General features: G+C 66.2%; 23 protein-coding genes. 11 read left to right on the forward strand and 12 right to left on the reverse strand.

Annotated elements, in window-relative coordinates; genetic code table 11:
* Positions 1–7: 7 nt before the first annotated feature.
* Complete coding sequence (gene pdhA / locus KUV62_RS11090; RefSeq protein WP_222603754.1) at positions 8–1,030, reverse strand: pyruvate dehydrogenase (acetyl-transferring) E1 component subunit alpha; 1,023 nt, start codon at positions 1,028–1,030, stop codon at positions 8–10.
* Between the two features lie 244 nt (positions 1,031–1,274).
* On the opposite strand from pdhA, the gene KUV62_RS11095 reads away from it, so the two are divergent.
* Both KUV62_RS11095 and KUV62_RS11100 read left to right on the forward strand, forming a co-directional pair.
* A complete protein-coding gene (locus tag KUV62_RS11095) occupies positions 1,275–1,829 on the forward strand; it encodes a helix-turn-helix domain-containing protein (protein ID WP_222603755.1) in 555 nt (184 codons plus the stop codon).
* Positions 1,826–2,371 carry a GNAT family N-acetyltransferase gene (locus tag KUV62_RS11100; RefSeq protein ID WP_222603756.1) on the forward strand — a complete coding sequence of 182 codons (546 nt, stop codon included), beginning with the start codon at positions 1,826–1,828 and terminating at the stop codon, positions 2,369–2,371. The genes KUV62_RS11095 and KUV62_RS11100 overlap by 4 nt, the downstream gene beginning before the upstream one ends.
* 126 nt (positions 2,372–2,497) lie before the next feature.
* Here KUV62_RS11100 and KUV62_RS11105 read toward each other — a convergent pair whose 3' ends face one another.
* The gene (locus tag KUV62_RS11105; RefSeq protein ID WP_222603757.1) at positions 2,498–4,132 is read right to left on the reverse strand and encodes a phospholipase D family protein; all 1,635 of its coding nucleotides are present in this window, start codon (positions 4,130–4,132) and stop codon (positions 2,498–2,500) included.
* Positions 4,133–4,552: 420 nt separating this feature from the next.
* Between KUV62_RS11105 and KUV62_RS11110 the strand changes: the two genes are divergently transcribed.
* Positions 4,553–5,302 (forward strand): outer membrane protein, encoded by a 750-nt coding sequence (locus KUV62_RS11110; protein WP_222603758.1) that lies wholly within the window; start codon positions 4,553–4,555, stop codon positions 5,300–5,302.
* 378 nt (positions 5,303–5,680) lie between these two features.
* Positions 5,681–7,603, forward strand: coding sequence for a DUF3604 domain-containing protein (locus tag KUV62_RS11115; protein ID WP_222603759.1), 1,923 nt, complete (start codon positions 5,681–5,683; stop codon positions 7,601–7,603).
* A gap of 567 nt (positions 7,604–8,170) precedes the next feature.
* Here the strand turns inward: KUV62_RS11115 and KUV62_RS11120 are convergent.
* The 7 genes from KUV62_RS11120 to KUV62_RS11150 all read right to left on the reverse strand — a co-directional run bounded on the left by KUV62_RS11120 (position 8,171) and on the right by KUV62_RS11150 (position 11,447).
* Positions 8,171–8,668 carry a hypothetical protein gene (locus KUV62_RS11120; RefSeq protein ID WP_222603760.1) on the reverse strand — a complete coding sequence of 166 codons (498 nt, stop codon included), beginning with the start codon at positions 8,666–8,668 and terminating at the stop codon, positions 8,171–8,173.
* An 85-nt stretch (positions 8,669–8,753) separates the two neighbouring features.
* The gene (locus KUV62_RS11125) at positions 8,754–8,912 is read right to left on the reverse strand and encodes a hypothetical protein (RefSeq protein ID WP_222603761.1); all 159 of its coding nucleotides are present in this window, start codon (positions 8,910–8,912) and stop codon (positions 8,754–8,756) included.
* A 17-nt stretch (positions 8,913–8,929) separates the two neighbouring features.
* Entirely contained in the window at positions 8,930–9,184 is a 255-nt protein-coding gene (locus tag KUV62_RS11130; RefSeq protein ID WP_315901580.1) for a hypothetical protein, read from the reverse strand.
* Between the two features lie 32 nt (positions 9,185–9,216).
* On the reverse strand, positions 9,217–9,516 hold the full coding sequence (locus KUV62_RS11135; protein WP_222603763.1) for a hypothetical protein: 300 nt from the start codon (positions 9,514–9,516) through the stop codon (positions 9,217–9,219).
* Positions 9,517–9,539: 23 nt separating this feature from the next.
* The gene (locus KUV62_RS11140) at positions 9,540–9,914 is read right to left on the reverse strand and encodes a GlsB/YeaQ/YmgE family stress response membrane protein (RefSeq protein ID WP_261395569.1); all 375 of its coding nucleotides are present in this window, start codon (positions 9,912–9,914) and stop codon (positions 9,540–9,542) included.
* 95 nt (positions 9,915–10,009) lie between these two features.
* Complete coding sequence (locus tag KUV62_RS11145; protein WP_315901581.1) at positions 10,010–10,342, reverse strand: hypothetical protein; 333 nt, start codon at positions 10,340–10,342, stop codon at positions 10,010–10,012.
* A gap of 52 nt (positions 10,343–10,394) precedes the next feature.
* A complete protein-coding gene (locus tag KUV62_RS11150; protein WP_261395570.1) occupies positions 10,395–11,447 on the reverse strand; it encodes an SH3 domain-containing protein in 1,053 nt (350 codons plus the stop codon).
* Positions 11,448–11,717: 270 nt separating this feature from the next.
* On the opposite strand from KUV62_RS11150, the gene KUV62_RS11155 reads away from it, so the two are divergent.
* A complete protein-coding gene (locus tag KUV62_RS11155) occupies positions 11,718–12,764 on the forward strand; it encodes a helix-turn-helix transcriptional regulator (protein WP_222603766.1) in 1,047 nt (348 codons plus the stop codon).
* Positions 12,765–13,704: 940 nt separating this feature from the next.
* Positions 13,705–14,487 carry a ribose-5-phosphate isomerase RpiA gene (rpiA, locus tag KUV62_RS11160; protein ID WP_222603767.1) on the forward strand — a complete coding sequence of 261 codons (783 nt, stop codon included), beginning with the start codon at positions 13,705–13,707 and terminating at the stop codon, positions 14,485–14,487.
* Between the two features lie 39 nt (positions 14,488–14,526).
* Here rpiA and KUV62_RS11165 read toward each other — a convergent pair whose 3' ends face one another.
* Positions 14,527–15,009 carry an SRPBCC family protein gene (locus KUV62_RS11165; RefSeq protein ID WP_222603768.1) on the reverse strand — a complete coding sequence of 161 codons (483 nt, stop codon included), beginning with the start codon at positions 15,007–15,009 and terminating at the stop codon, positions 14,527–14,529.
* Between the two features lie 171 nt (positions 15,010–15,180).
* Here KUV62_RS11165 and KUV62_RS11170 point away from each other — a divergent pair, with 171 nt between their 5' ends.
* The 4 genes from KUV62_RS11170 to KUV62_RS11185 all read left to right on the forward strand — a co-directional run bounded on the left by KUV62_RS11170 (position 15,181) and on the right by KUV62_RS11185 (position 19,084).
* Positions 15,181–16,638, forward strand: a complete 1,458-nt coding sequence (locus tag KUV62_RS11170; protein ID WP_222603769.1) for an FAD-dependent oxidoreductase — start codon at positions 15,181–15,183, stop codon at positions 16,636–16,638.
* A gap of 72 nt (positions 16,639–16,710) precedes the next feature.
* Positions 16,711–17,862: an FtsH protease activity modulator HflK gene (gene hflK / locus KUV62_RS11175; protein WP_222603770.1), complete on the forward strand. Its 1,152-nt coding sequence runs from the start codon at positions 16,711–16,713 to the stop codon at positions 17,860–17,862.
* 2 nt (positions 17,863–17,864) lie between these two features.
* On the forward strand, positions 17,865–18,896 hold the full coding sequence (gene hflC, locus KUV62_RS11180) for a protease modulator HflC (RefSeq protein ID WP_222603771.1): 1,032 nt from the start codon (positions 17,865–17,867) through the stop codon (positions 18,894–18,896).
* Positions 18,893–19,084 (forward strand): DUF2065 domain-containing protein, encoded by a 192-nt coding sequence (locus tag KUV62_RS11185; RefSeq protein WP_222603772.1) that lies wholly within the window; start codon positions 18,893–18,895, stop codon positions 19,082–19,084. The genes hflC and KUV62_RS11185 overlap by 4 nt, the downstream gene beginning before the upstream one ends.
* A 429-nt stretch (positions 19,085–19,513) precedes the next feature.
* On the opposite strand, the gene KUV62_RS11190 is transcribed toward KUV62_RS11185, so the two are convergent.
* Positions 19,514–21,013 (reverse strand): globin-coupled sensor protein, encoded by a 1,500-nt coding sequence (locus KUV62_RS11190; protein WP_222603773.1) that lies wholly within the window; start codon positions 21,011–21,013, stop codon positions 19,514–19,516.
* Positions 21,014–21,344: 331 nt separating this feature from the next.
* On the opposite strand from KUV62_RS11190, the gene KUV62_RS11195 reads away from it, so the two are divergent.
* Positions 21,345–22,745 carry a DegQ family serine endoprotease gene (locus tag KUV62_RS11195; RefSeq protein WP_261395594.1) on the forward strand — a complete coding sequence of 467 codons (1,401 nt, stop codon included), beginning with the start codon at positions 21,345–21,347 and terminating at the stop codon, positions 22,743–22,745.
* A 194-nt stretch (positions 22,746–22,939) separates the two neighbouring features.
* Here KUV62_RS11195 and KUV62_RS11200 read toward each other — a convergent pair whose 3' ends face one another.
* Positions 22,940–23,740 (reverse strand): endonuclease/exonuclease/phosphatase family protein, encoded by an 801-nt coding sequence (locus KUV62_RS11200; RefSeq protein ID WP_222603774.1) that lies wholly within the window; start codon positions 23,738–23,740, stop codon positions 22,940–22,942.
* Between the last annotated feature and the right edge of the window lie 144 nt (positions 23,741–23,884).

Consider the following 23,884-nt stretch of genomic DNA (forward strand, 5'->3'; position numbering starts at 1 on the left):
TCCTGCCTCAGGCCTCGATCGCGTCGCCCTGGGGCACGTCGTCGGAATAGATGTCGGTCCAGAGTTCCTCGAGCGCCGGCTCGGGGCTCTCCTTGGCGAACTCGGCGGAGGCGTTCACGATGTCCTTGATTTCCTTGTCAATCGCCTTGAGATCGTCCTCGGTGGCGTGCTTGCCTTGGAGCAGCAGGTCGCGGACGTTCTGGATCGGGTCGCGCTCTTCGCGCATCTTCTGGACTTCCTCGCGGGTCCGGTACTTGGCCGGGTCCGACATCGAGTGGCCGCGGTAGCGGTAGGTCTTGATCTCGAGGATGTAGGGGCCCTTGCCGGCGCGGCAGTGCTCGACCGCCTTCTCGCCCGCCGCCTTGACCGCCAGCACGTCCATGCCGTCGACCAGCTCGCCGGGGATGCCGAAGGGCGCGCCCCGGGTGTAGATGTCTTCGCCCGAGGTCGAGCGCTTCTGCGCGGTGCCCATGGCGTACTGGTTGTTCTCGATGACGAAAACCACCGGCAGCTTCCAGATCGAGGCCATGTTGAAGGTCTCGTAGACCTGGCCCTGGTTGGCGGCGCCGTCACCGAAATAGGTGAAGGTCACGCGGCCGTTCTCGAGGTAGTTGTCGGCGAAGGCGAGGCCGGCGCCCAGCGGCACCTGCGCGCCGACGATGCCGTGACCGCCGTAGAAGTGCTTCTCGCGGCTGAACATGTGCATCGAGCCGCCCTTGCCCTTCGAGTAGCCGCCCTCGCGGCCGGTGAGCTCGGCCATGACGCCGTTGGGGTCCATGCCGCAGGCCAGCATGTGGCCGTGGTCGCGGTAGGAGGTGACGCGCTTGTCGCCCTCTTCCGCCGCGGCCTCGAGGCCGACGACAACGGCTTCCTGGCCGATGTAAAGGTGACAGAACCCGCCGATGAGACCCATACCGTAGAGCTGACCCGCCTTCTCTTCGAAGCGGCGGATGAGCAGCATGTCACGGTAGTATTGCTTGAGCTCCTCGGGCGAGACGTTCGGCTTGGCAGCAGATTTCCGGGCGGCCATGCGATTCCTCCCCAACTAGTTTAGTGTTAAACTTTCAGCCAGCCTACCCAGTGCGCGCGCGAGTGTCAAAGCCCGCTTCCCCGACGGCGCGAAAAAATCCGCGCAGCCGGGCAGGGTGTTCCGGCTCATGGATCGATCTGAGGAAGGAACTGGGGCGCGGCTGGCGCGGGGCAAGAAATCGCTTGCGCCGCAGGCGAGTTTTCGGAACAAATCCCGTAATAGAGAATTATTCCCGGAATCGATCATGGATCAGAGCCTCACCACCCGTCTGTCGCAGCGCCTCGCCGCGCTGCGCGCCGAGCGCGGCCTGACGCTGGAGGCGTTGGCGGCGCAAAGCGGGCTCAGCCGTGCGGCGCTGTCGCGCATGGAAAAGGCCGAGGTCAGCCCGACGGCGGAGCAGCTCGGCAAGCTCTGTGCTGCCTACGGGCTTACCATGTCGCGGCTGCTGGCGATGGTCGAGGAGGGCTTCCCGCCCTGCCTGCGCCGGGCAGAGCAGCCGGTCTGGCAGGATCGGGGCTTTTCCCGGCGGGTGGTGTCTCCGGGCAGCGCGGCGCTGGCGGGCGAGGTGCTCGACTGCACGCTCGCGCCCGATACCGACATCTCCTACCACCGCCCACCGGTGGCCGATCTCGAGCACCACCTGGTGCTGCTCTCCGGCCGGCTCGCGGTGACGCTCGATGACAGGCGCCACGATCTCGCCCCCGGCGATGCGCTGCGCTACCGCCTCTCCGGCGCCTCCCGCTTCCAGACCCCACCCCGCGAGGGCGCCCATTACATGCTGTTCCTGGTGACCCCATGACCGACCCGCTCGACGCGCCCGCCACGATCCGTCTGCTGTCGCCCGAGGAGGCGGCGCACTACCTCCCGGCGCTCGCGGAGCTCCTGCGGGCCTGCGTCGCGGATGGTGCCAGCGTCGGCTTCGTCATGCCCTTCACGGTGCAAGAGGCCTCGCGCTTCTGGGAGGCGGGGGTCCTGCCTTCGCTGGCCGGCGGCGGCCGCCTGCTCTGGGGCGCTTTCGTTGACGGCGAGCTGGTCGGTACGGTGCAGCTCGTGCTCGAGTTGATGCCGAACCAGGCGCACCGTGCCGAGGTCTCCAAGATGCTGGTCGCGCCCGCCTCTCGCCGCCGCGGCATCGCACGCGCCCTGATGCAGGCACTGCTCGCCGGCGCTGCCGCCGAGCGCCGCGACCTCGTCACCCTCGACACCCGCAGCGGCGACCCGTCGCAAGCGCTCTACGCCAGCTGCGGCTTCGCCGTCGCCGGCGAGATCCCGGGCTTCGCGCTGGCCCCCGAAGGCACCCCGCGCCGCGACCCCACGACCTACATGTATCGCCAGAGCTGACCGTCTCTCAGAGGCAGGGCCGGTCGTGCCGGGCGCTGCGGGCGGGGCGGTGGAAGGCTCGAAAGGGCGCTGTGGGCCGTGGAGGTGGGGCCGCCGCGCCTTGGTCTCTCGGATCGTCGAAAGAGCTCAGAGCTGTCCCTCGATCGGCAGGAGACCCGCGAGGCCGGCCGTTGCCTTGCGCAGGAAGGAGGCGCCGGGATCGGCCGAGAACACCTCCGTCGCGCCGCCATGGGACCAGGTCCAGCGTATCCTGTCTTGTTCGTCGAGCGCGAGGCGGAAGGTGTATTTCGGAAGGTCCTGCTCAATGGCGCGCAGGAAGCCCGTGGCGGCCTGCCGGCCCTCGATGAAGACCCCCATCTCGGTGTTCAGGTCGATCGAGCGCGGATCGAAATTCAACGACCCGACGAAGCTGGTGTCCTCATCGATGATGATGAGCTTGGTGTGCATCGTCAGTTGCGTCCCGCTCTCGGCAGCGACCTCGCCGATCCGCGAGAGCGCATCGGCCCGCACTTCGTAGAGCTCGACCCCAGCGGCCAGCAGAACGGCCCGGTGGCGCATGTAGCCGCCATGCACATAGGCATGGTTGTTGGCGGCCAGCGAATTGGTCACGATCCTGACCCGCACGCCGCGCTCGGCGAGATCGGTGAACAGCGCCGCGCCCCAGTTCCGGGGGACGAAATAGGGGCTGATGATCGTCACCTGGCTCTGCGCGCGTCGCAGCCGCTGCACCAGCGCATCCGCGACGCGGCGTTCGCCAGGGCCGGGCGCGAGGCGCAACTTCGACGGTGCGTCCGACACCACCCGGGCCCGCGCCCAGGTCGCCGGATGCCGCCCGCTGCGCAGATCCTTCAGGTAGGTCGAGCCCATCGCGCGGCGGTAGATGCCGCGCGCGCCCGCATCCGCGCGCGCCTCGAGCGTTGCGCGGACCTGCCCGGGATCGGCCTTGTCTGGCGTGAACGCCTCGATCGGGACGGACCAGCGGTCGTTCCAGAACGTCTCGAAAGCCTGCGACAGCCCGGCGACCGCCGGTCCCGCCATGAACAGATCGAAATCGGCAAACTCGGTGCTCGTATCGACCTGGTAATACTCATCCGCGATGTTGCGCCCGCCGATCACGGCGGTGCTGTGGTCGACGATCATCGCCTTGTTGTGCATCCTGCGGTTCACCCGCTGGAAATCGAGAAGGTAGTTCACTGCCGCGGGGCTCTGCCTCGAGAGGGGGTTGAACAGGCGCAGGGAGATCCCGGGATGCGCGGCGAGGTAGGCCAGTTGCCTGTCACTCGCCGTGGTGAAGACATCATCGACGAGAATTCTCACCTGCACGCCCCGGTCTGCCGCCCTGATCAAGGCAAGCGAGATCAGCGCCGCTGCGCGGTCCGGCTTGATCAGGAAGGTCTGCAGGTCGATCCGCTCTTCGGCGGCAGCGATCATCGAGAGCCGCGCGCCCAGAGCGTCGTTCCCCGAGACCAGCGGATGAAATGCCGTCTGCCCGTCGCGCCGCTCGCTCGCGCGGAACACGCGGGCTTCGGTCTCCGTGACGCTTGCCGCAACGGGCTTTGCCGCGCCATCGCGGGGCGCGTCGAACGGCACGTAGGTACAGGCGCAGAGCAACATTGCCAATGAGAGCTGCAACGCGACAAGCCGACCAATTCTCATGCGAAAGCCCCCGTAACCACCTGCGCGGCAGCGTTCCCTTGCAGACGCTGCCTCCGCCCATCCAGCCTGTGCGCTCGTGGAAAGGCAAGCGAGAGCGATCCGCACACGGATCGATCCAGGGCAATAGCGCATGTCCAGGACGATACGATCCGCATCACCTCTCGAGCCATGACCACGATAAATGCGAGTGTTCTTTGATTGAGATCATGGAATGCGAGTATCATTCTTGGAATACATCCTTCGATGGGGAGGGCCCGTTCCCCTTTCTGTTCCATCACTTGGTATGTTTGTCCGGCCTGACTGAAAGGCCGCGCGCAACCTGCCGGAAGACATCCACGTAACGGGTCGGCTTCGTATGTCGGTCTTAGAGCCAGGACCCAACTGGCCCTCCGACAAACGAACGCGGCAATGGCTCGAGCAGTGCATCGCGCCGCTCCGTGATCTGGTTCGCAACCGCGGCGAGAGCTGTCTTCCGCCCAGCGACCGGTTCCGGCGCGCGCCTGGTTTGTTAGGGAGGGACTTCACTTGCAACGCACTGCCATGCTCGCACCACTTCTGGCGTCGCTCAGCGTGTTCACCGCTGCCGTGCCGGCGGCCGCTCAGGACTGGGAATTCAAGGTCACGCCCTACGCCTGGATGTCCGGGCTCGAGGGCGATCTCGGGACCATACCGGGGTTTCCATCGCAATCGGTCGATCTCTCCTTCGGCGACATCTGGGACGATCTCGATTACGGGTTCTTCCTGTTCGGCAGCGTACGGAACGGGCCGTTGGTCATCTATTTCGAAGGCTCGGTGGTGCAGACCGACTCGACGCTGAAGATCGGAGGCCCCGAGGTCGAGAAGGTCGGCATCAAGAGCCGCACCTCGACACTGGCAATGGCCGCCGGCGGGACCATTTCGCAATCGCCCAGGCATCATGTCGATCTCTACGGGGGCTTTCGATACTGGAACCTCGACAACGAGTACCGCGTCACCACGACGAGCGGAAAGATCAAGAAGGATACCGACGCCAGCTGGACCGACCCGATCATCGGGGTGGCCGGACGCTACGCCATCAATGATCGCTGGGAGGCCTTCGGGGCCGCGGATATCGGCGGCTTCGGCGTGGGCTCGGAGTTCCAGTGGTCGCTGACCGCGGGGCTGAACTACGCCTTCAACGAGAGCGTTGCGCTTGGCGTCGGCTGGCGTGTCCTGGATGTCGATTACGACGACGACGGCGTTGTCTATGACGCCAGGCAATCCGGGCCGATCCTCGGCGTAACCTTCCAGTTCTGATCTTCACCGCGGCCCCGGACCACCAGCGTCCGGGGCCGCTTCACAATGGGAAAGAGGTTGCCGGATCTCAATCCGATCGGCCCATCGGCCAGCGCGGCGCAGGGGGGAGGTCTGCGCCGAAGATCGGGCCATCGAGACGCCCGCAGGCAGGGGCGCCGGAGGTCAGCGCCCGCCAAGCCGCAAGGCTTCGAAGAGCACGACATCTGCAAGCCACGGCGCGGCGGAGCCTGACGCCACGGGGCTACGGGCCGCGCATCACGGGCCGGCCGCGAGACGCGCCCGCTGCACTCAGTGCGAAAACCACCACGCCACCTCGCCGGGTCGGCGCAGCGCACCCGCGGCGCTGCCAAATGGAAGAACCAATTGAAAGGGAGAGACATGAAATCCGCATCGCTTCTGACGACGCTTCTGCTGACCACCTTTCCGGTCGCCGCAGCGGCGCAATTCATACCGTCCGAGGAGTCTATTGAGGGGCTCTACCACGGCAAGACCTATTCGCCCTACGCCCAGCGCTCCTTCCCGAGCCAGGTCTTCTGGGGCGATACTCACCTCCACACGGCGTTGTCCGTCGATGCCGGGCTGTTCGGCAACACGCTCGGCCTCGATGCGGCCTACCGTTTCACCCGGGGCGAAGAGGTGACATCGGCCACCGGGCTGCCGGTGAAGATGGGCCGACCGCTCGACTGGGTGGTGATCGCCGACCATTCCGACATGATGGGCTTCTCCATCGACATCGCCGCCGGTGCGCCCAACATCCTCAGCGTGCCGCAAGGCAAGGCCTGGTATGACGGCCTGCAGGCCGGCGGACAGGCCGCCGCGGACGCGGCGCTCGACCTGATCACGACCTTCGCGCAAGCCGAGCTTCCAGAGCAGTTCCTGGAGGATTACGCGCCCGGCTCCAAGGTCTACAACAGCGTCTGGGGCGATGTCATCGACGCCGCGGAGCGGTTCAACAACCCGGGCTACTTCACCGCCTTCATCGGCTACGAATGGACCTCTCTCGACAGCGGCAACAACCTGCATCGCAACGTGATCTTCCGCGAGGGCAAGGACAAGGCATCGCAGGTGGTGCCGATGGTCACCCAGCCCCCCTATGGAAGCACGGATCCCCTCGACCTCTACCAGTACCTCGAGGATTACGAGGCCAAGACCGGGGGCTCCGTTCTGGCGATCGCGCACAACGGCAACCTGTCGAACGGCATCATGTTTCCCGTCGATCAGCAGTTCACCGGCAAGGCCATCGACGCGGATTACGTCGAGAAGCGCGCCAAGTGGGAGCCGCTCTACGAGGCCACCCAGATCAAGGGCGACGGCGAGGCCCACCCGCTGCTCAGCCCGGACGACAGGTTTGCCGATTACGAGACCTGGGATGTCGGCAATCTCGATCTCAGCGCGGCAAAGACGGACGACATGCTGAAGGGCGAGTATGCCCGCGAGGCGCTGAAGATCGGGCTGCAGCTCGAGGATCGGCTCGGAACGAACCCCTACAAGTTCGGCATGGTCGGATCGACCGACTCCCACACCTCGCTGCCGGCCATCGAGGAGGAGAACTTCTTCGGCAAGGCCGCCTCCGCCGAACCCTCGCCCACACGCATGGAGCATCCCTTCGCAAAGTCCGAAATGGGCACCTTCGAGGGCTACCAGCTCACCGCGTCGGGCCTGGCCGCGGTCTGGGCCGAGGAAAACACGCGCGCGTCGATCTTCGACGCCATGGAGCGCAAGGAAGCCTATGCCACCACCGGGCCGCGCATGATGGTGCGCTTCTTCGGTGGCTGGGATTTCACCGAGGACGACCTGCGCTCGCGCCAGCCGGCCTTTGTCGGCTACGAGAAGGGCGTGCCGATGGGTGGCGACCTGCGCGATGCGCCTGAGGGGGCGGAGGCGCCGGTCTTCATGGTCTACGCGCTGCGCGATCCGGTTGGCGCGAACCTCGACCGCATCCAGATCATCAAGGGCTGGATGGACGCAGCCGGAGAGACCCGGGAAAAGGTCTTCGACGTCGCCTGGTCGGGCGGGCGCGAGATCGGCGCGGACGGCACGCTTCCCGATGTCGGCAACACCGTCGATATCGCTGCGGCCACCTGGTACAACACCATCGGCGCATCCGAGCTTGCGACGATCTGGACCGATCCGGAGTTCGACCCGGCGCAGAAGGCCTTCTACTACGTGCGCGTCCTCGAGATCCCGACGCCGCGCTGGGTGGTCTACGACGCCCAGCGTTTCGGCATCGAGATCCCCGTAGGCGCCGAGACCATCGGCCAGGAACGCGCCTATACCTCGCCGATCTGGTACACGCCCTGACCGGCAACCCGACCGGACGGGTCGAGACCTGAAGCGTGGTCTGAGGCCATCGCCGAAGGTTTCGACCGGTCCGACCGTGTTGAACGGAGAGGCGAGGGGGACTGGCAGCCGAAATCCGGACACCGGGCTGGCTAGGAGTTGCAGTCTGTTGATCTCCGGCGAGATGGAGATCTGCCGGGACAAAACGCAAGCGGCAGGCGCCTGACTCCAAGGCGCGGATCGCGCTGGACGCCCTTGAGGGCGAGGGTGCGAAGGTCCGCCGCACCAGTGGCGCGGCGCAAGTCCCGGCAATGCCGCGGCGCCGGCGAGCCGGTTCGGAGCACACCAGACGATGATGCGTTTCTGTACGCAGGCCCCTCGCGCACGCTCGGGCGACAGGATCGAAAACGAAAGCGCCCATCCGGAAATGGGTGACCCTCTCCAACCACGAGCGCCCTCACTCGGCCCTCGGCGGCAAGCCCCCGGCGCTGGCCTGTTGGCGGGGAAGCGTATCAGCCAACCCGACCAGCAGGTGCACCGCGAAGCCGGAATTTCGCCAGATCCAGTCCAGTGAACAGGGGGAGCTCCCTATCTTTCGGCTGCCACCAGTCCGGAAGGGAGTGGCTTTTCGCAGAAGAAGGCCCCTTGCCCATGAGCGCCTTCGGTTGTCATCGGGCTTTCGTTGGCACTGACGACCATGAAGACGGCCTCCATGCGATAAATCGCTTCACCATCCGGAAGCTCGAGGAATGGCTCGAGTTGCATGACATTCAGCGTTGCATTCGGTCCAGCCGCGGCGCTCGACATGCAAATCCCGTCCTTGCAAGTCCAGACGTCCTCCGCGACGAAATCCTCTGCACTCAGGAAGAGGGCAATCTCGGCCGCATCCCGGGACTCCCGCACAGCGAGCCGAAGCGGCTCGACCTGAAGCTCGGAGGCAGCCTCGCCTTCGGTCCACGTGACCGCGCCTGTGCAGATGATGACCGGCCCACCGAGAGCCTCCTCAACGACGCCTTGCGCGTCTGCCGGCAGTGCCGTGCACAAGCCGGCAAGGAGCGTTGTTGCGGGAAGAATTCGATGCGTCAAGGAAGCCTCCTTTTCAGGGTGGCGGGTTCAGTCGCCGATCGGCATTGAGACCGGCGGGAGCCTCAAGGCGCAGCTTCGACCACGCTCAACCCGCAGCCCCGTAGGGCCAGGCAAGATTCAGGATCATCAGCGCGATGAACAGCACGACCAGGGTCACGATAGCCCTTTTGCCTTTCGACGCGTTGTCGAAACGGCGGTTCACGATGGAGACGACGATCAAAATGATCACTGCGGTGGCGATCATGTGAGGGATGTCGAACGTTATTGCATGTTCCTTCTTGGCGGGCTCATGACCCGGCAAACCGTGCCGAGGATCACGATGTTAAGCAGCGGCGCGAAGACGGCGAGCCACGGCTTCAGGCTGTCTGCGACACCATCGAGCCAAAGCACCCATGGCAGACCGAGCGGGATCAGGAAGACGCCCGACAGTGGATCGCGCTCCTGACCGAAAAGCCCGAAGGTCCCGATCAGCAGCAACGCCAAAGCCACTAGGTAAAGCGCTGCGAAAATCCTCACGACCCATCTGCAAACGGTCGCCATCGGTGGGCTCAGTTCGCGAACTGCGAGAAGGCGGTGTAGCTGCCGTCATCCTCGATCCGGCACCCCCAGCTGGCGCCATCGACCGTCATGCCCACGAAGACCCGATTGTCGGGGCCGGCGGTGATCGGCGGGCGGGTGGAGATGCTTGCGTCAGGCTGGCCGACACGGACTTGCCGGATGCACTCGTCGACCATTCCTGGCGGCGCGACGATCCCGCCCGGCGAGGTTTCGGATCCGCTCGTCTCCACGCATCCAGCGAGAGCAGACAACACCGCGGCGCCGACGATGATCTGGGTCATAAGCTTCATGTTTCCGGTCCTTTTCTCGCGGCTCAATTCGCCGCTTTGCGGATGAGGCGGACGATAAGGATGATGACGACCGCACCGATCAGGGCTGCGATGAAGCTGCCCACTGTTCCAAAGGTCAGGCCCGCCGCGGACAGCCCGTAGGAGGCGAGGATCGAGCCTCCGATGCCGGCGGCGATGTTGCCCAGCAGGCCCGAGCCATGCCCCTTGACGATGAGGCCGGCCAGCCAACCGACGATGGCACCGATGACGATGACCAGCAGCAATCCGATGACACCGCCGACTGCAACGCCCACGGCCTCGGAGGTGTCGTCCTGCGCGAACGCAGGGCCACACATGATGGGGAAGGTCAGCGCCGATGCGACGGCGCTGCGGAAACGGGGATCTGTGATGAACGTCATTCGCGAGGACCTCTTCCTGTCAGGTGTCGGGGGGGCGCATGTTTGCGTGTGCCGGAGCGGTGCAGACCTCGGTCGGCACTGCGTCCGCATGGGTCTCAGACGCCGTCGCTGCCCATGAACATGGTCGACGGATTGCTGCCGTCGGCGCTGACCAGGCAACGCCACGGGGCGCCGTTGGCCCCCACGCGCATGTAGACCGCATGCGCGGCTTCCGACGATTCCGAGCCAACCACCCTCACGCCGCCGTCGGTTTGCGAGGCAAGCAGGCTGCGGCAGGCATTCGTTGCTGCGTCGCTGGCTCCGAAGCTCCCCTCGATGAACGGCGGGCTGCCGGGCGAGACGGGCATCTGGCTGGGGGCCGGGCTGTCCGTCGTCTCGACGCATGCGCTCACCGCGGCAAGCGCAGCAAGGCTGAAGAGCAGTCTCACTGAGGTTCTCATCTTATCCCTTTCTAGCAAGCGGTTGGAATGCCGTGCGGGCTCACTCGATCCCGAAGATGACGGCGTATGATTGAGCGCCGTTTGACGTGTTGTAGACGGTCACGCTGTGATCGCCGGTCTGCCAGAGCTGGCCACGGTATTCCTGCGACGCGCTCATTTCGTCGAGCAGGATCGACCCGTCGGGATTGGCGATGACGTAGGTCATGCCGGGCCCATTCGCCGCGAGGCGGAAATAGAGATCCTGGCCTTTGGATGCGCCGACAATGTAGCGACGTGATTGCTGCGGGAGGAGCTGCCCGCTGAGCTCGGCGCCGCTCGTTCCCGCAGCGAATTGCACCCTGACGGCCTCTCCGGAAGCACCGGCCATCGCCCCGCCGCCGTCATCCGCCGTGGCGGTGTCTTCACCTGGGGGGCCGGGCAAACGCAGAAAGCGGGCTGCGACCCATCCGGTGATACCGCCACCTTCGGCCTGAACGTTGCACCACTGATCTCCGTCCGACACAGTGCAGCCGCCGCGGTTGGACACACTGGTTCCGTTCGGAATCGTTCCCAGCAGGGCGCCGGAGGCGCGGGGCGCATCCCGCACGTTCAGCTGCCCGCCGGAGGTCGAGAGGTCGACCACGAAGAAATCCTCTTCGGGCAGGAGCCCCGCGCCGCCCGAAGAGCCGCCCGTCGCGCCGCCGCCCGGCGCGATGAGGACATCGATCGAGTAGCCGACGGTCTTGCCGGTGTCGGCATCGTTGCCCATCAGGTAGACCCGGATCGCCCAGTCCTGGCTTTCGGGCAGGGTCACCTCGGCGCGCCGCCCTTCGTTGCTGCCATTGAAGAGGGCCGGAAAATCCTGTCCGGCCGGCACGATGTTGAAGAAGGCGGACCCGTTGCCATTGGTTCCGGTCACTGCAAGCGAGACAACCATCGTCTGACCGGCGCGGGCGCCAAGCACGTAGTCGATATACTCGCCCCCGACGATCGTGCCGTTGATCGTGGCGCTGGTTGCGCCGGGCTCGAACTCGATGCGGACGCTCTCCTGTGCGGCGGCCGGTCCCGTCAGCGCAAGCGCGGCTGCAAGAACAAGCGGCAATACTCTCTTCATGGATTGCATTCCTCTTGGTGGGTCTCTGGCCTGCGAGACATCTCGCCTCGGTCGATCCCGAAGATCGGTCTGAAATAACGTTGGTCCAATTGCGCTGCCGAGATTTCGGCTGGCGGCAAGGGCGCAGCATTGAGCTTTGAAACGATTTGGAAAAAAGGGCTCCAAACACCCGCGCCGCACCCAGAAAGCTATCGTCATGATTGCAGGACGTTGGCGACTGGTCTATCCAATTTGCGAAGGAGTTGTCCAATATCCGAAAAAAGCGAAAAAATGTCTGATCGAGACTCGGAAGCGCGCCATTCCTTGGCCGCTCTCGCTCCTTCGGTCCTGGGCCACGGCTCGGCGGATGCGCTTCCGCGCGCGTCCGGTGAATTCCGGCTCAGCGCATTTCATAGCGGCGAGCGCTCGAAGCGCGCGAGACGCCAGTTTACCGGGACGAGCGTCCTTCGCCTGCATGACGCGCGGGACGGGGAGGCCGCCGTCGCGATCAGCGATGTCGGCTCGATGAGCCTCGCCTATGTCCGATCGTCCGGGCACGATGTTCTGGTCTCGGAGCTCCAACGTCCAAATCTTTTGGTGGCCGTAACCGGAACGCTGTCGAGCCAGAACCGGAACATGCGGATTGAGCGCGAGACCGAGCCGTGGATCCTGTTTGGTCGCGGCCCCCGCGAGACCACCGTCCGTCCTGCGCAGGACGCGCCCTACCAGGCCTTCGTGCTTTCGATGCCGCCGCAACTGCTCGGTGACCGCCTCACACGGTTGGAGGCGCGCGGTGGCATCATTCGTGGGAAAGCTTCCGGAGGCGACGATCTGCACCTTGCCCGCCTCACCCTCGCACTTGCCACACAGCTCTCCCTGTCCGCCGAGACCGCCCTGGAGCCGCGGCTGGCCGAGGCGTGGACGACGGTTCTGGTCGCGCAGATCGGTCGCTGCCTCGACCTGCACCTCCTGCCCGGAGGGCAAGCGCCATCAGACCAGTCGCACGACCCGTCCTTCGCCTATGTGCGCAGGGCCGAGGAGCTGATCTACGAGCAGCCGATCGCCAGTCTTCGGGAGGTCGCGCGCTCCGTGGGTGTCTCGGAACGGACCCTCCAGACCGCCTTTCGCAAGATACGTGGTGCCACGCCCTCTCAGGTGCTGTCCCAGGCAAGGCTCCACTGTGCAAGGCGCGCGCTGCTCGACCTCGCAGGCCCGCCCACCGTATCGGAGGTCTGCTCCCTTTGCGGCATCGATCATCACGGACGGTTCAGCCGCCTCTACAAGGACGCCTTCGGCGAATACCCCGTCACAACGCTCAAGGCGCGTCTGCGGAAATGAACCACCGAGGTCTCCCCGCGCTGCCGCGAGCTCGGTCGAAACCGTCCATTCGATGAGGGCTTGGAGCGCCTCAAGATCATTGAGGCCGGCAGGGCACATGCGCGACAAGGGCAGGGACATCGGAGTTTCTTTTCTTGGCGATCGCGATGGCTTGGCACACAGTGATCGAAACGGTCGCTTGGCCCGTGTCGATCTCGTCAGCTTGCGCTCGAGATGATTGCGAAAGCGAGCAGGCAAAATCCGTCGCTTGATCTCGTGCCAGAGAACGGCCGCTGCCGCACCGCGTGTCGGCGGCCAGCGTCATGCTGCATCTAGCAGGGTGTCGTGGAGGGGCAGCCCTCTGCCACGCAGTGCACATCACTTGAGGGGTCCGGCAGCGTCCACAATCTGGCTGAGGCCGCGCCGAGGAGGATGCACTCTCTCGCGCATGATTGGCGCGATGACTTCCGAGATCAACGTCGTACGGTGGCCCTTGGACAGAGAGCTGGAATGAGCGGGGGCGCCTGTCTTCGGCGGGAGAGACGCGCGCATCCGGATGTTGCGCGAAATTCGCGGCCATCCACAGCCGGAAAGGGGGCGCTGCCCCCTCTTGGCGCTGTGCGCCAATTCACCCCCGAGGTATTTTGAAACCAGAGAAGACATGAGCGGAGCAATCTTGGCTTCTCTTCGTCAAAAATACTCCCGCCGGAGGCAGGCCGTCCGATGCCGCGGGCGATGATCTCCGGCAAGGGCGTCAGCTCTGCCAGGGCCCCGAGACCGGCGCCCGGAGGCGACGGGTGAGATGATCCGTGCGGCGGCACGCCGCGCCGCCTTGTTTCCTCACAGCGCCCGGCGCGCCAGAGGCCCCCGGAAAAACCGCGCCGAGCCCTGAATCTCCTGTCGCCACAGGCCAAAGCCATGCCTATAAGGCCGCGACACACGAGGAATCTGGGAGATCACCATGAGCGGAGAGCTTTCGCCCATCGACAAGGCCAAGTTCGTGGCGGCCAAGCGCGCCGCGGAATACGTCCAGAGCGGCATGCGCGTCGGGCTCGGCACCGGCTCCACCGCCGCCTGGCTGGTGCGCTGCCTCGGCGAGAAGGTGCGCGAGGAGGGGCTGCGCTTCCGCGGCGTGCCGACCTCGACGCGGACCGCCGAGCTGGCCCGCGAGGTCGGCATCGAGGTGATCTCGCTCGACGAGGCCGGCTGGCTCGACCTGACCATCGACGGCGCCGATGAGTTCGACAGCGAGCTCAACCTGATCAAGGGCGGCGGCGGCGCGCTGCTGCAGGAGAAGATCGTCGCCACCGCCTCCGACGAGATGATCGTCATCGCCGATGCCGCCAAGCACGTGGAAACCCTCGGCGCCTTTCCGCTGCCGGTCGAGGTCATCCCGTTCGGCTGGACCGCGAGCCAGGCGCTGCTCGAGGAGGCGCTGGTGACGATGGACGTGCTCGGCCGCAAGACCACGCTCCGGATGAACGGCGACCGCGCCTACATCACCGACGAGGGCAATTACATCCTCGACCTGCACCTGTCGCGCATCGGCAATGCACGGCAGCTGGCGATGCTGGTCAACCAGATTCCCGGCGTGGTCGAGAACGGCCTGTTCATCGACATCTGCGACCGCGTGATCATCGGCTACGGCGATGGCCGGGTCGAAACCCGCGACATCAACGCCGGCACCGTCTCGGAAGAGCGCGTCGATTTCGTCGAGGACGACAACCTCTTCCGCGACATCTGATCCCGGGCCTGCGGGGCGGCCCTTGCGCCGCCCCGCGGCTCACTCCATCGACACCAGCCTGTGGTGTTGGCCGACGCCCTGCGCGATGGCTTCGTAGAAGCCGCGCAGGATGGCATCGGCCTCTTCCTCGCTCACCCCGTCGGCCTCGAAGCTGCCCTGCCAGCTCAGTACCGCCATACCGTCGCCGGCATCGCGCACCCGGACCTCGCCCACGTAGTTCTTCACCGGCAGCGGCGAGGACTGGATCACGTAGTTGAAGCCGTGGCCCTCGGGATCGTACCAGGCCAGCAGAAGATGCGCCTCGCCCCCCTGTGCCAGCCGGTTCACCTTGGTGGCCCCGAGCCCGTCGCCCTGGCGCTCCGAGCTCGCCACCGGCGGCATGATGGTCTCCGAGGGCTGGTGGAACTCCACCGTCTGCCACAGCGCCTCGGGGCTGGCCTCGTAGGTTGCGGTGATGCCGGTATCGGCGAGGGCGGCGACGGGCAGGGCGCAGGCGGCCGCCAGCAGGATCGCTTTCGTCATGGTCTCTCCTCCTCTGATCGCCTGAATCTGGGGCGCGCCGGGCCGCCGGCCATGCGACATTCGTCGCGGCGGGGGCAGGGGGCTCGCGGCGGGCTCAAATGCCCGTGCCCGTCTGGCCTTCGCGAAAGCGCTGTGAGATACCAGTGCGAACTCTAATCAAGGAGACCCCTGATGGCCGGTTTCGACTATGATCTCTTTGTCATCGGCGGCGGCTCGGGCGGCGTCCGCGCGGCGCGCGTCGCGGCCGGAGAGGCGGGCGCCAAGGTCGCGCTGGCGGAGGAGGATCGCTACGGCGGCACCTGCGTGATCCGCGGCTGCGTTCCCAAGAAGCTGATGGTCTTCGCCAGCGAATATGCCGAGGTGGTCGAGGATGCCGCCAATTACGGCTGGCGCCTCCAGGAAGGCCCGTTCGACTGGCCGAGCTTCCGCCAGCGCCTCAACACCGAGCTCGACCGGCTCGAGGGCGTCTACCGCTCGCTGCTGAAGAACTCCGGCGTCGACAGTTACGACGCCCGCGCCACCATCAAGGACGCCCATACCGTCGCGCTGTCGACCGGTGAGACCTTCACCGCCAAGCACATCCTCGTCGCGACCGGCGGCCGACCGGTGCGCCCGGAGGTGCCCAACGCCCATCTCGGCCTCGTCAGCGACGACATCTTCCACATGGAAGACCTGCCCAAGCGCATCCTCATCGTCGGCGGTGGCTATATCGCCTGCGAGTTCGCCTGCATCCTGCACGGGCTCGGCGTCGAGGTGACGCAGTATTACCGTGGCGCGCAGGTGCTGCGCGGCTTCGACGAGGAGGCCCGCGGCCTGATCGCCGACGCCATGAGCGAGCGCGGCATCGATCTGCATCTCGGCACCGACATTGTCGCCATGCGCTGCGCCAGCGAGGAGGATCTCGCCGGCCATGACGCCAACGGCATCCCGATGGGCGCGGCCGTGGATGAGGCCGATTACGTCGAGGAGGACAATTCCAACCCCGACGGCCCGATCTGGGTCAAGGCCACCAACGGCAAGACGCGGATCTTCGACAAGGTGTTCTTCGCCACCGGGCGCGCCCCCAACACCCCCGAGATGGGGCTCGAGGAGGTCGGCGTGAAGCTCGGCCGCAAGGGCGAGATCGAGGTCGATCAATACAGCCAGACCGCGGTGCCCTCGATCTACGCCATCGGCGATGTCACCGACCGGGTGAACCTCACCCCGGTGGCGATCCGCGAGGGCATGGCCTTCGTCGAGACCGTGTTCCACGGCAACCCGACGCCGGTGGATCACGAGCTGATCCCCTCGGCGATCTTCACCCAGCCCGAGTTCGGCACCGTGGGGCTGTCGGAAGAGCAGGCGCGCGAGCAGGAGCCGATCGAGGTCTACGCGACCTCGTTCCGCCCGATGCAGACTGCCTTCGCCGGCCGGCCCGACCGGGTGTTGATGAAACTCGTCGTCTCGCAGGAAAGCCGCAAGGTGCTGGGTTGCCACATCGTCGCCCCGAATGCGGGCGAGATGATCCAGCTCGCCGGCATCGCGGTGAAGATGGGCGCGACCAAGGAAGATTTCGACCGCACCGTCGCTGTGCACCCGACCATGTCGGAAGAGATCGTGACGATGCGCAAACCGACCCGCAGCGCTTGAATTTGAAAGCAAAATGCACAGGTATGTGCGGGATACGGATGACAGGACCTAGAGGGGAAGGAAAACAGCTTCATGGCAGGTAACAGCGGCGGCCCTTGGGGCGGCGGAGGAAATCAGGGCGGAAGCCGTCCGCCAAGCGGCGGAGGCGGCGGCAACAACGGTGGCCGTAGACCCGAGGATCCGCAGATTCCCGAGATCGACGAGCTGATGAAGAAGGGCCAGGAGCGCCTGCGCGTGCTCATGGGCGGACGCGGCGGCGGCAATGGCGGCAACGCGCCCAAGGGCGGCGGCAGCGGCGGCCCCGGCATCAGCAAGGGCACGATCGGCATCGCGGCGCTGGTGGCGCTCGGCCTCTGGGGCTACATGAGCTTCTACACGGTGAAGCCGGAAGAGCAGTCGGTTGAGCTGTTCCTCGGCAAGTACAGCTCGACCGGCAATCCCGGTCTGAACTTCGCGCCGTGGCCGTTCGTCACCGCCGAGGTGGTCAACGTGACCTCCGAGCGCACCGAGACCATCGGCGCCGGCCGCGACGCCGACGGGCTGATGCTGACCACCGATGCCAACATCGTGGACATCGAGTTCCAGGTGGTCTGGAACATTTCGGACCCGTCGAAGCTGCTGTTCAACATCCGCGACCCGCAGCTGACGGTTCAGGCGGTCTCCGAGGCCGTGATGCGCGAGATCATCGCCGCGTCGAACCTCGCGCCGATCCTCAACCGCGACCGTGGCATCATCGCCGACACCGCGATGGAGCAGATCCAGGCGACGCTCGACGAGTATGACAGCGGCATCAACGTGGTTCGTATCAACCTCGACACCGCCGATCCGCCGCGCGAGGTGATCGACGCCTTCCGCGAGGTCCAGGCGGCCGAGCAGGAGCGCGACCGGCTCGAACGCCAGGCCGACGCCTATGCCAACCGCGTTGTCGCCGAGGCCCGTGGTCAGGCGGCGCAGATCCGCGAACAGTCTGAGGGCTACCGCGCTCAGGTGGTCAACCAGGCACTCGGTGAAGCCAGCCGTTTCAGCGCCGTGCGCGAGGAATACGCCAAGGCCCCCGAGGTCACCCGCCGCCGTCTCTACCTCGAGACCATGGAGCGCGTGCTGGGCGATGTCGACAAGACCATCCTCGACGAGGCACTCACCGGCGCGGAGGGCGGCGTCGTGCCGTATCTGCCGCTCAACGAGCTGAACCGCAGCCGTAACACGACGTCGGAGGGCAACTGATCATGCGCAAGACGACCTTCATTTTGCCGGCCATCGTGGTCGTGATCGTCGTGTTCCTGTCGTCGATCTTCGTGGTGGACGAGCGCGAGAAGGCGCTGGTCCTGCAGTTCGGCCAGATCAAGGCGGTCAAGGAGGATCCGGGCCTCGCCTTCAAGATCCCCTTCATCCAGGAAGTCGTGAAATACGATGATCGCATCCTGTCGCTCGACACCGACACCATCGAGGTCACGCCGTCGGATGACCGCCGCCTCGTGGTCGACGCCTTCGCGCGCTACCGCATCGCCGACGTGGTGCAGTTCCGCCAGGCCGTGGGCGTGGGCGGTGTGCGCACCGCCGAGGATCGCCTCTCGGGCATTCTCAACGCGCAGATCCGCGAAACGCTCGGTGCCGACCAGGTGACCTCCGACGTGATCCTCTCCGAGGACCGTCGCTCGCTGACCAACCGCATCCGTGACAACGCCCGCGCCTCGGCCCGGTCGCTGGGGCTCGACGTGGTGGACGTGCGATTGAAGCAGACCAACCTGCCGTCGCAGAACCTCGAGGCCACCTTTGCCCGGATGCGCGCCGAGCGTGAACGGGAAGCGGCGGACGAGATCGCCCGTGGTAACGAGGCGGCGCAGCGGGTGCGCGCGCTGGCCGACCGGACCGTGGTCGAGACCCAGTCGGAAGCCGAGCGCGAGGCCAACGTGATCCGCGGTGAGGCCGACGCCGAGCGCAACGCGATCTTCGCCGAGGCCTATGGCGCGGACCCGGAGTTCTTCGCCTTCTACCGGTCGCTGCAGGCCTACGAGACGGCGCTCGAGGGCTCCAACTCGACGCTGGTGATGACGCCGCAGGGCGAGTTCTTCGAGTATTTCAACGGCCAGGGCGGCACCGCGCCCTCCGGTGAGGGCGAGGCGCAGTCCGCTGCCGCCGCGCCGGCCGAAGAGACCGCGCCAGCGGCCGAAGCGGCTCCGGGGTCTGCCGAAGACGCTGCGCCCGCGGCCGAGGAGGCTCCGGCCTCCGAGGAGGACGCGGCCCCGCTGTCGCAATGACACCGGGTGACATCGGAACGGGGATCGCGATGGTCCTCATCATCGAGGGGCTGGTGTACGCACTGGCCCCTTCGCTTGTCGAACGCCTGCTCGAGGCGCTGCGCCAGATGCCCCTCGAGACGCGCCGCAGGCTCGGCTTGATCACCGTGGCGACCGGGGTGTTGATGCTCTGGATCTTCCGAGGCTGACCGGCCCGCGCTGACAGACCCCTGCAAGGGGCTCCTGCAAGGGCGGCGCGCAACGGCCCCGCGAGCAAAAGCGCGGCGCAACGGTCCCGGGAGCGAGAGCGCGGCGCAGCGGCTCCGGGAGCGAGAGCGCGGCGCAGCGGCTCCGGGAGCGAGAGCGAGTCGCTGGGGCCACGTGAGCGAGAGCGAGGCGCAGCGGCTCCAGGAGCAAAAGCGGCGCGCAATGGCTCCGGGAGCAAGAGCCGTGCGCAGCGGCCCCAAGATCAAGAGCGCGGCGCAACGGCCCCGGGACCGGTGCCAGTGCTCAGGCGCTCGCGCCTCGGCTTTCGGGCCTTGGCCCTCGTTCTCGGCGCCTGCGGGGCACCGCATGCCGGCCCTGGGCGCAGTCCCCCAACCGATCCCGCCTTCTGACCCTCCGCAGGCCGCAAGGGCTCAGCCGGTGCGAATGCTGTCCTGCGTGTCCCGCGCCTGCGCTACCGCCATCTCCTCGTCCCAGCCATGCGCGGTGTTGGCGCTGGCCGCGTCCTCACCGGACCGATAGACCAGCCCCGCGATCCGGCCCTGCATGTCGTGAGTCATGGCGCTGATCTTCGACATCGCGCCGGAGGTCTGTTCCACCATCGAGGCGTTGCTCTGGGTGATCCGGTCGAGATCGACGATGCTCTGGCTGATCTCGTCGAGCCCCTTGGACTGGTCCTGCGTGGCGGCGGAAATGTCGGTGACGATGCGGTAGATCTCGTCGAAGCTGTCGACCACGTGCACGATCGAGCGTCGGGCATTCTCCACCAGCACCGCGCCGTCATTGACCTGCGCCGAGCTCGACTGGATCAGCGCGCGGATCTCGCTCGCCGCTTCCGAGGAGTTGGCCGCCAGCGTGCGGACCTCGCCCGCGACCACCGCGAAGCCGCGCCCGGCCTCGCCGGCGCGCGCCGCCTCGACGCCGGCGTTGAGCGCGAGGAGGTTGGTCTGGAAGGCGATGTCGTCGATCAGCCCGATGATCTGGGCGATCTTCTCGGAATCCGCCTTGATCCGGCCCATGACATCGGCCGCGTCTCCGGCCACGCGCGAGCTGTCGCGCATCTCCTTCTGGGCGCGGTCGAAAAAGGCGGCGGTCTCGCTGGTCTTGCTGCTGGTGTCGCGCACGCTCTCGCTGATCATCTGCATCGCCGCGGTGGTCTCCTCCAGCGACGCCGCCTGGCTGCTGGTGCGCCGCGAGAGATCCTCGGCGGAGCCGGCCACGGTGGTGGTGATGCTCTGCAGCGCACCCATCGATTGCCCGATGCCGGCGACCAGCGTTTCGAGGGTGCGCGCCGCCTCGTTCATGGCGAGGCGCATCTCGTCGTATTTCCGGGGGAAATCGCTGTCGTCGGGGCCGGGCACGGCGTGGGCGAGGTTGCCCTGCGCCATTTCGCGAATGCCGGTCGCGAGATGATCGAGCGCCACCTTCTGCTCCTCGCCCCAGACCCGGAAGGTGATCGAGGTGACCTGTTCGATATCGAGCGCGAAGGCGCGGTTGAGCACCCCGAGCATGCGGCGGCTGCGCGCCGCGCGCGGGCCGACAAGCTGCCACGCGGTTTTGGCGAGGAAGCGTTCGAGCAGGTCCGACGTCGCGGCGGAATAGGCCGACATGTAGAGATCGAGCGGCAGCTCGATCCGCGCATGGGTGCGCCCGATGCGATCGAGCGAGGCGAAATACTCCGCGTCGAACCGGGCCTCGAGAAGGCGGCTCCAATGCGCCTCCTGGGCGGCGCGGGCATGGGCGACGCGGTCATCGCTCGTGAAGAAGGCGGCCGAGGCGGGATCGGCCAGCGCCCGGGCATAGAAGCCCTGGAGCACCTTGCCAAGCTCGGGCCTGAGCAGGCGCCCGGCGGCCTTCAGAAGCTCGAGATCGCCATCGGTCAGGCCGAATTGGTCGAGTTTTTCCTGCGTCATGGCGCCATCCGCTGTTTCCGCGGGCTCCCCTATAGGCAGCAAGTCTTTCCAATTTCCGAACGGCGCCAGGGCGATCGCGGGTGATTTCCTGACATTCAGCGCTATCACCGGGTTTTCACATGCGCTTGAAGCGTTGCAACCTTTTCTTTGGTGGCGCCGGATTGCTCCTATGTTAGCCTCATCGTGAGAAGGCAGGGCAGCCGTGCGGGGCTTTGCGCGGGCCGCTGCCGCAGAAAAGGAGTTCCAGGTGAACCAGGTGAAACCGCAAGCACTTGCAGTGACACGCGACGCCGCCAGGCCGCTTCGGCTGTTCTGGCTGGCCGCGGTGTCGATGTTCCTGATCGTGTCCCAGACGCTGATGGCATCGGCCCAGAACGCGCCGGAAAGCTTTGCCAAGCTCGCCGAGCGCATCAGCCCCGCGGTGGTGAACATCACCACCTCGACCACCGTTGCCGGGCGCACCGGCCCGCAGGGCATCGTTCCCGAAGGCTCGCCCTTCGAGGATTTCTTCCGTGAATTCCAGGATCGCAACGGCGGCCCGGGCGACCGCCCGCGCCGCTCTTCGGCCCTGGGCTCGGGCTTCGTGATCTCGGAAGACGGCTACATCGTCACCAACAACCACGTCATCGAGGGCGCGGACGAGATCGAGATCGAGTTCTTCGAGGGCTTCACGTTGCCGGCAGAGCTGGTCGGCACCGATCCCAACACCGACATCGCGCTGCTCAAGGTCGAGGCCGACGAGGCGCTCAAGTTCGTCTCCTTCGGCAACAGCGACAACGCCCGCGTCGGCGATTGGGTGATGGCGATGGGCAACCCGCTGGGGCAGGGCTTCTCGGTCTCCGCCGGCATCGTCTCGGCGCGCAACCGGGCGCTTTCGGGCACCTATGACGACTACATCCAGACCGACGCCGCCATCAACCGCGGCAACTCCGGCGGCCCGCTGTTCAACATGGGCGGCGAGGTGATCGGCGTGAACACCGCGATCCTGTCGCCCAATGGCGGCTCGATCGGCATCGGCTTCTCGATGGCGTCGAACGTGGTGACCAAGGTGGTCGACCAGCTCAAGGAGTTCGGCGAGACCCGCCGCGGCTGGCTCGGCGTGCGCATCCAGGACGTGACCGAGGACATGGCCGAGGCGCTCGGCCTCGCCTCGACCGACGGCGCGATGGTCTCCGACGTGCCCGAGGGCCCGGCGATGGAAGCCGGCATGCAGGCCGGTGACGTGATCGTCAGCTTCGACGGCCGCGAGGTGCAGGACACCCGCCAGCTGGTCCGCATCGTCGGCAACACCGAGGTCGGCAAGTCGGTCCGCGTGGTGGTCAACCGCAACGGCACCACCGAGACCCTGAAGGTCACGCTGGGCCGCCGCGAGGAAGCCGAGCGCACCTATCCGGCGAGCCAGGAGGTGACCCCGGAGGAGCCGGCGGAATCCGAGCTCATGGGCCTGACCCTGAGCCCGCTGACCCAGGAGCTGCGCGACGAGATGGGCCTTGCCGCCAACGCCACCGGCCTCGCGGTCACCGGCGTCGACGAGACCTCGGAGGCCTACGAGAAGGGCCTGCGCTCGGGCGACATCATCACCGAGGCCGGCCAGGCCGAGGTGCTGAGCATCTCCGAGCTCGAGACCAAGATCGAGGAGGCCAAGGAGGCCGGCCGGAAGTCGATCCTGCTGCTGGTCCGCCGCGGCGGCGACCCGCGCTTCGTGGCGCTGTCGCTCGAGGCCGACGAGTAAGGCTCTTCGATTTAGAGACGCGAATGGGCGGGTCCGCTGGGCCCGCCCTTTTTGTTTGGACGCTTAAGGGGGCTTTGTCTTGGGCGAGGAGGAGCGCATGGTCGTGGATGCCAGAGGCGGCAGGCAGACAATGTTGGCTGAGCGGACTTTCCTGACAGTCCAAATCTTTGAGAGACAGGCCGTTTTTGCAGACGCTACATGTCGACGATGATCGGACAGTGGTCCGAAACTTCGGGGTCGTAGATAACGTCAAACCCCTTCACGGCCTCTGGGCTATTGATCAGCATGTAGTCGGCGAAGCGGCCCGGCTTCCTGTAGTGCGAGTTGCGGGTGCCCTCGAACCCGTGGGTCGTCACGAGTTCGGTCATTCCGGCATCGGCAAAGATCGAGAGCGTCTTGCTGTCCGGCTCGACGTTGAAGTCGCCGCAGATCACCCTCAAATCGTCGGGCGCCGCCAGTTGGCTCGAGAGATCGCGCAGCCGATGTGCTTGTTCGAGACGCTCCGGCGTGTCCATCTTCCCTGCCAAGTCTCGGAGCCCGTGCATGTGCGTGACGCTCAAGGCGCAGTCCGCGTCGTAGTCCCACACGCGGACCCCATGAGCGCTTCGGGAGCGCGGGTGATCGCCGAAGCCGAGGGGAGAGTAGTCCTTGTGAATGAAGCCCTGAACCTGTCCGATGATCGGGAAAGAGCGATGAACGAAAGTCGCCAAACCCCACTGCGAAGGGATCGACACGTCGCCGTCCCAGAGGACGCCTTGCGCCGCGGGACAGAAGATAGCCACGTGGTCCGGCAGCGCCGATGCGACGTCGCGAAACAGGTTCGCGCGTTGGGGCAGGACGTGATCGCCGTCCCGATAGGTCAGCCAATCCTTTTCGGACGATGGGCTGTGGATGACCTCCTGAAGGCAAAGGATATCGGGCGCGGTCGAGGCCAGATAGGGCAGCATCACGTCATGAAGCTTGCCGCCCCAAGCGTTCAAACACATAATTTTCATGGCCCGTCATCCTCCTCGATGCTGACCTTGGTTAACGGGGCAGCGAGGTGCAAGTTGGGCTCGGAGCGGTAACCGTGCTCGGCCCGATCGCGCAGTTGCATGAGGCACTGCAGCGACCTCGGATCCTCGGCCCAGAGCCCCCGC

The organism is Salipiger bermudensis (assembly GCF_019801965.1).
In the GTDB taxonomy this organism is placed as follows: Bacteria; Pseudomonadota; Alphaproteobacteria; order Rhodobacterales; family Rhodobacteraceae; genus Salipiger; species Salipiger bermudensis_A.

Excerpts from the sequence above, each read along its gene's own strand:
- pdhA (WP_222603754.1), bottom strand. The coding sequence starts at position 1,030 with ATGGCCGCCCGGAAATCTGCTGCCAAGCCGAACGTCTCGCCCGAGGAG.
- KUV62_RS11095 (WP_222603755.1), top strand. The coding sequence starts at position 1,275 with ATGGATCAGAGCCTCACCACCCGTCTGTCGCAGCGCCTCGCCGCGCTG.
- KUV62_RS11100 (WP_222603756.1), top strand. The coding sequence starts at position 1,826 with ATGACCGACCCGCTCGACGCGCCCGCCACGATCCGTCTGCTGTCGCCC.
- KUV62_RS11115 (WP_222603759.1), top strand. The coding sequence starts at position 5,681 with ATGAAATCCGCATCGCTTCTGACGACGCTTCTGCTGACCACCTTTCCG.
- KUV62_RS11125 (WP_222603761.1), bottom strand. The coding sequence starts at position 8,912 with ATGATCGCCACCGCAGTGATCATTTTGATCGTCGTCTCCATCGTGAAC.
- KUV62_RS11135 (WP_222603763.1), bottom strand. The coding sequence starts at position 9,516 with ATGAAGCTTATGACCCAGATCATCGTCGGCGCCGCGGTGTTGTCTGCT.
- KUV62_RS11140 (WP_261395569.1), bottom strand. The coding sequence starts at position 9,914 with ATGACGTTCATCACAGATCCCCGTTTCCGCAGCGCCGTCGCATCGGCG.
- KUV62_RS11150 (WP_261395570.1), bottom strand. The coding sequence starts at position 11,447 with ATGAAGAGAGTATTGCCGCTTGTTCTTGCAGCCGCGCTTGCGCTGACG.
- KUV62_RS11155 (WP_222603766.1), top strand. The coding sequence starts at position 11,718 with ATGTCTGATCGAGACTCGGAAGCGCGCCATTCCTTGGCCGCTCTCGCT.
- rpiA (WP_222603767.1), top strand. The coding sequence starts at position 13,705 with ATGAGCGGAGAGCTTTCGCCCATCGACAAGGCCAAGTTCGTGGCGGCC.
- KUV62_RS11165 (WP_222603768.1), bottom strand. The coding sequence starts at position 15,009 with ATGACGAAAGCGATCCTGCTGGCGGCCGCCTGCGCCCTGCCCGTCGCC.
- KUV62_RS11170 (WP_222603769.1), top strand. The coding sequence starts at position 15,181 with ATGGCCGGTTTCGACTATGATCTCTTTGTCATCGGCGGCGGCTCGGGC.
- hflK (WP_222603770.1), top strand. The coding sequence starts at position 16,711 with ATGGCAGGTAACAGCGGCGGCCCTTGGGGCGGCGGAGGAAATCAGGGC.
- hflC (WP_222603771.1), top strand. The coding sequence starts at position 17,865 with ATGCGCAAGACGACCTTCATTTTGCCGGCCATCGTGGTCGTGATCGTC.
- KUV62_RS11185 (WP_222603772.1), top strand. The coding sequence starts at position 18,893 with ATGACACCGGGTGACATCGGAACGGGGATCGCGATGGTCCTCATCATC.
- KUV62_RS11190 (WP_222603773.1), bottom strand. The coding sequence starts at position 21,013 with ATGACGCAGGAAAAACTCGACCAATTCGGCCTGACCGATGGCGATCTC.
- KUV62_RS11195 (WP_261395594.1), top strand. The coding sequence starts at position 21,345 with ATGTTCCTGATCGTGTCCCAGACGCTGATGGCATCGGCCCAGAACGCG.
- KUV62_RS11200 (WP_222603774.1), bottom strand. The coding sequence starts at position 23,740 with ATGAAAATTATGTGTTTGAACGCTTGGGGCGGCAAGCTTCATGACGTG.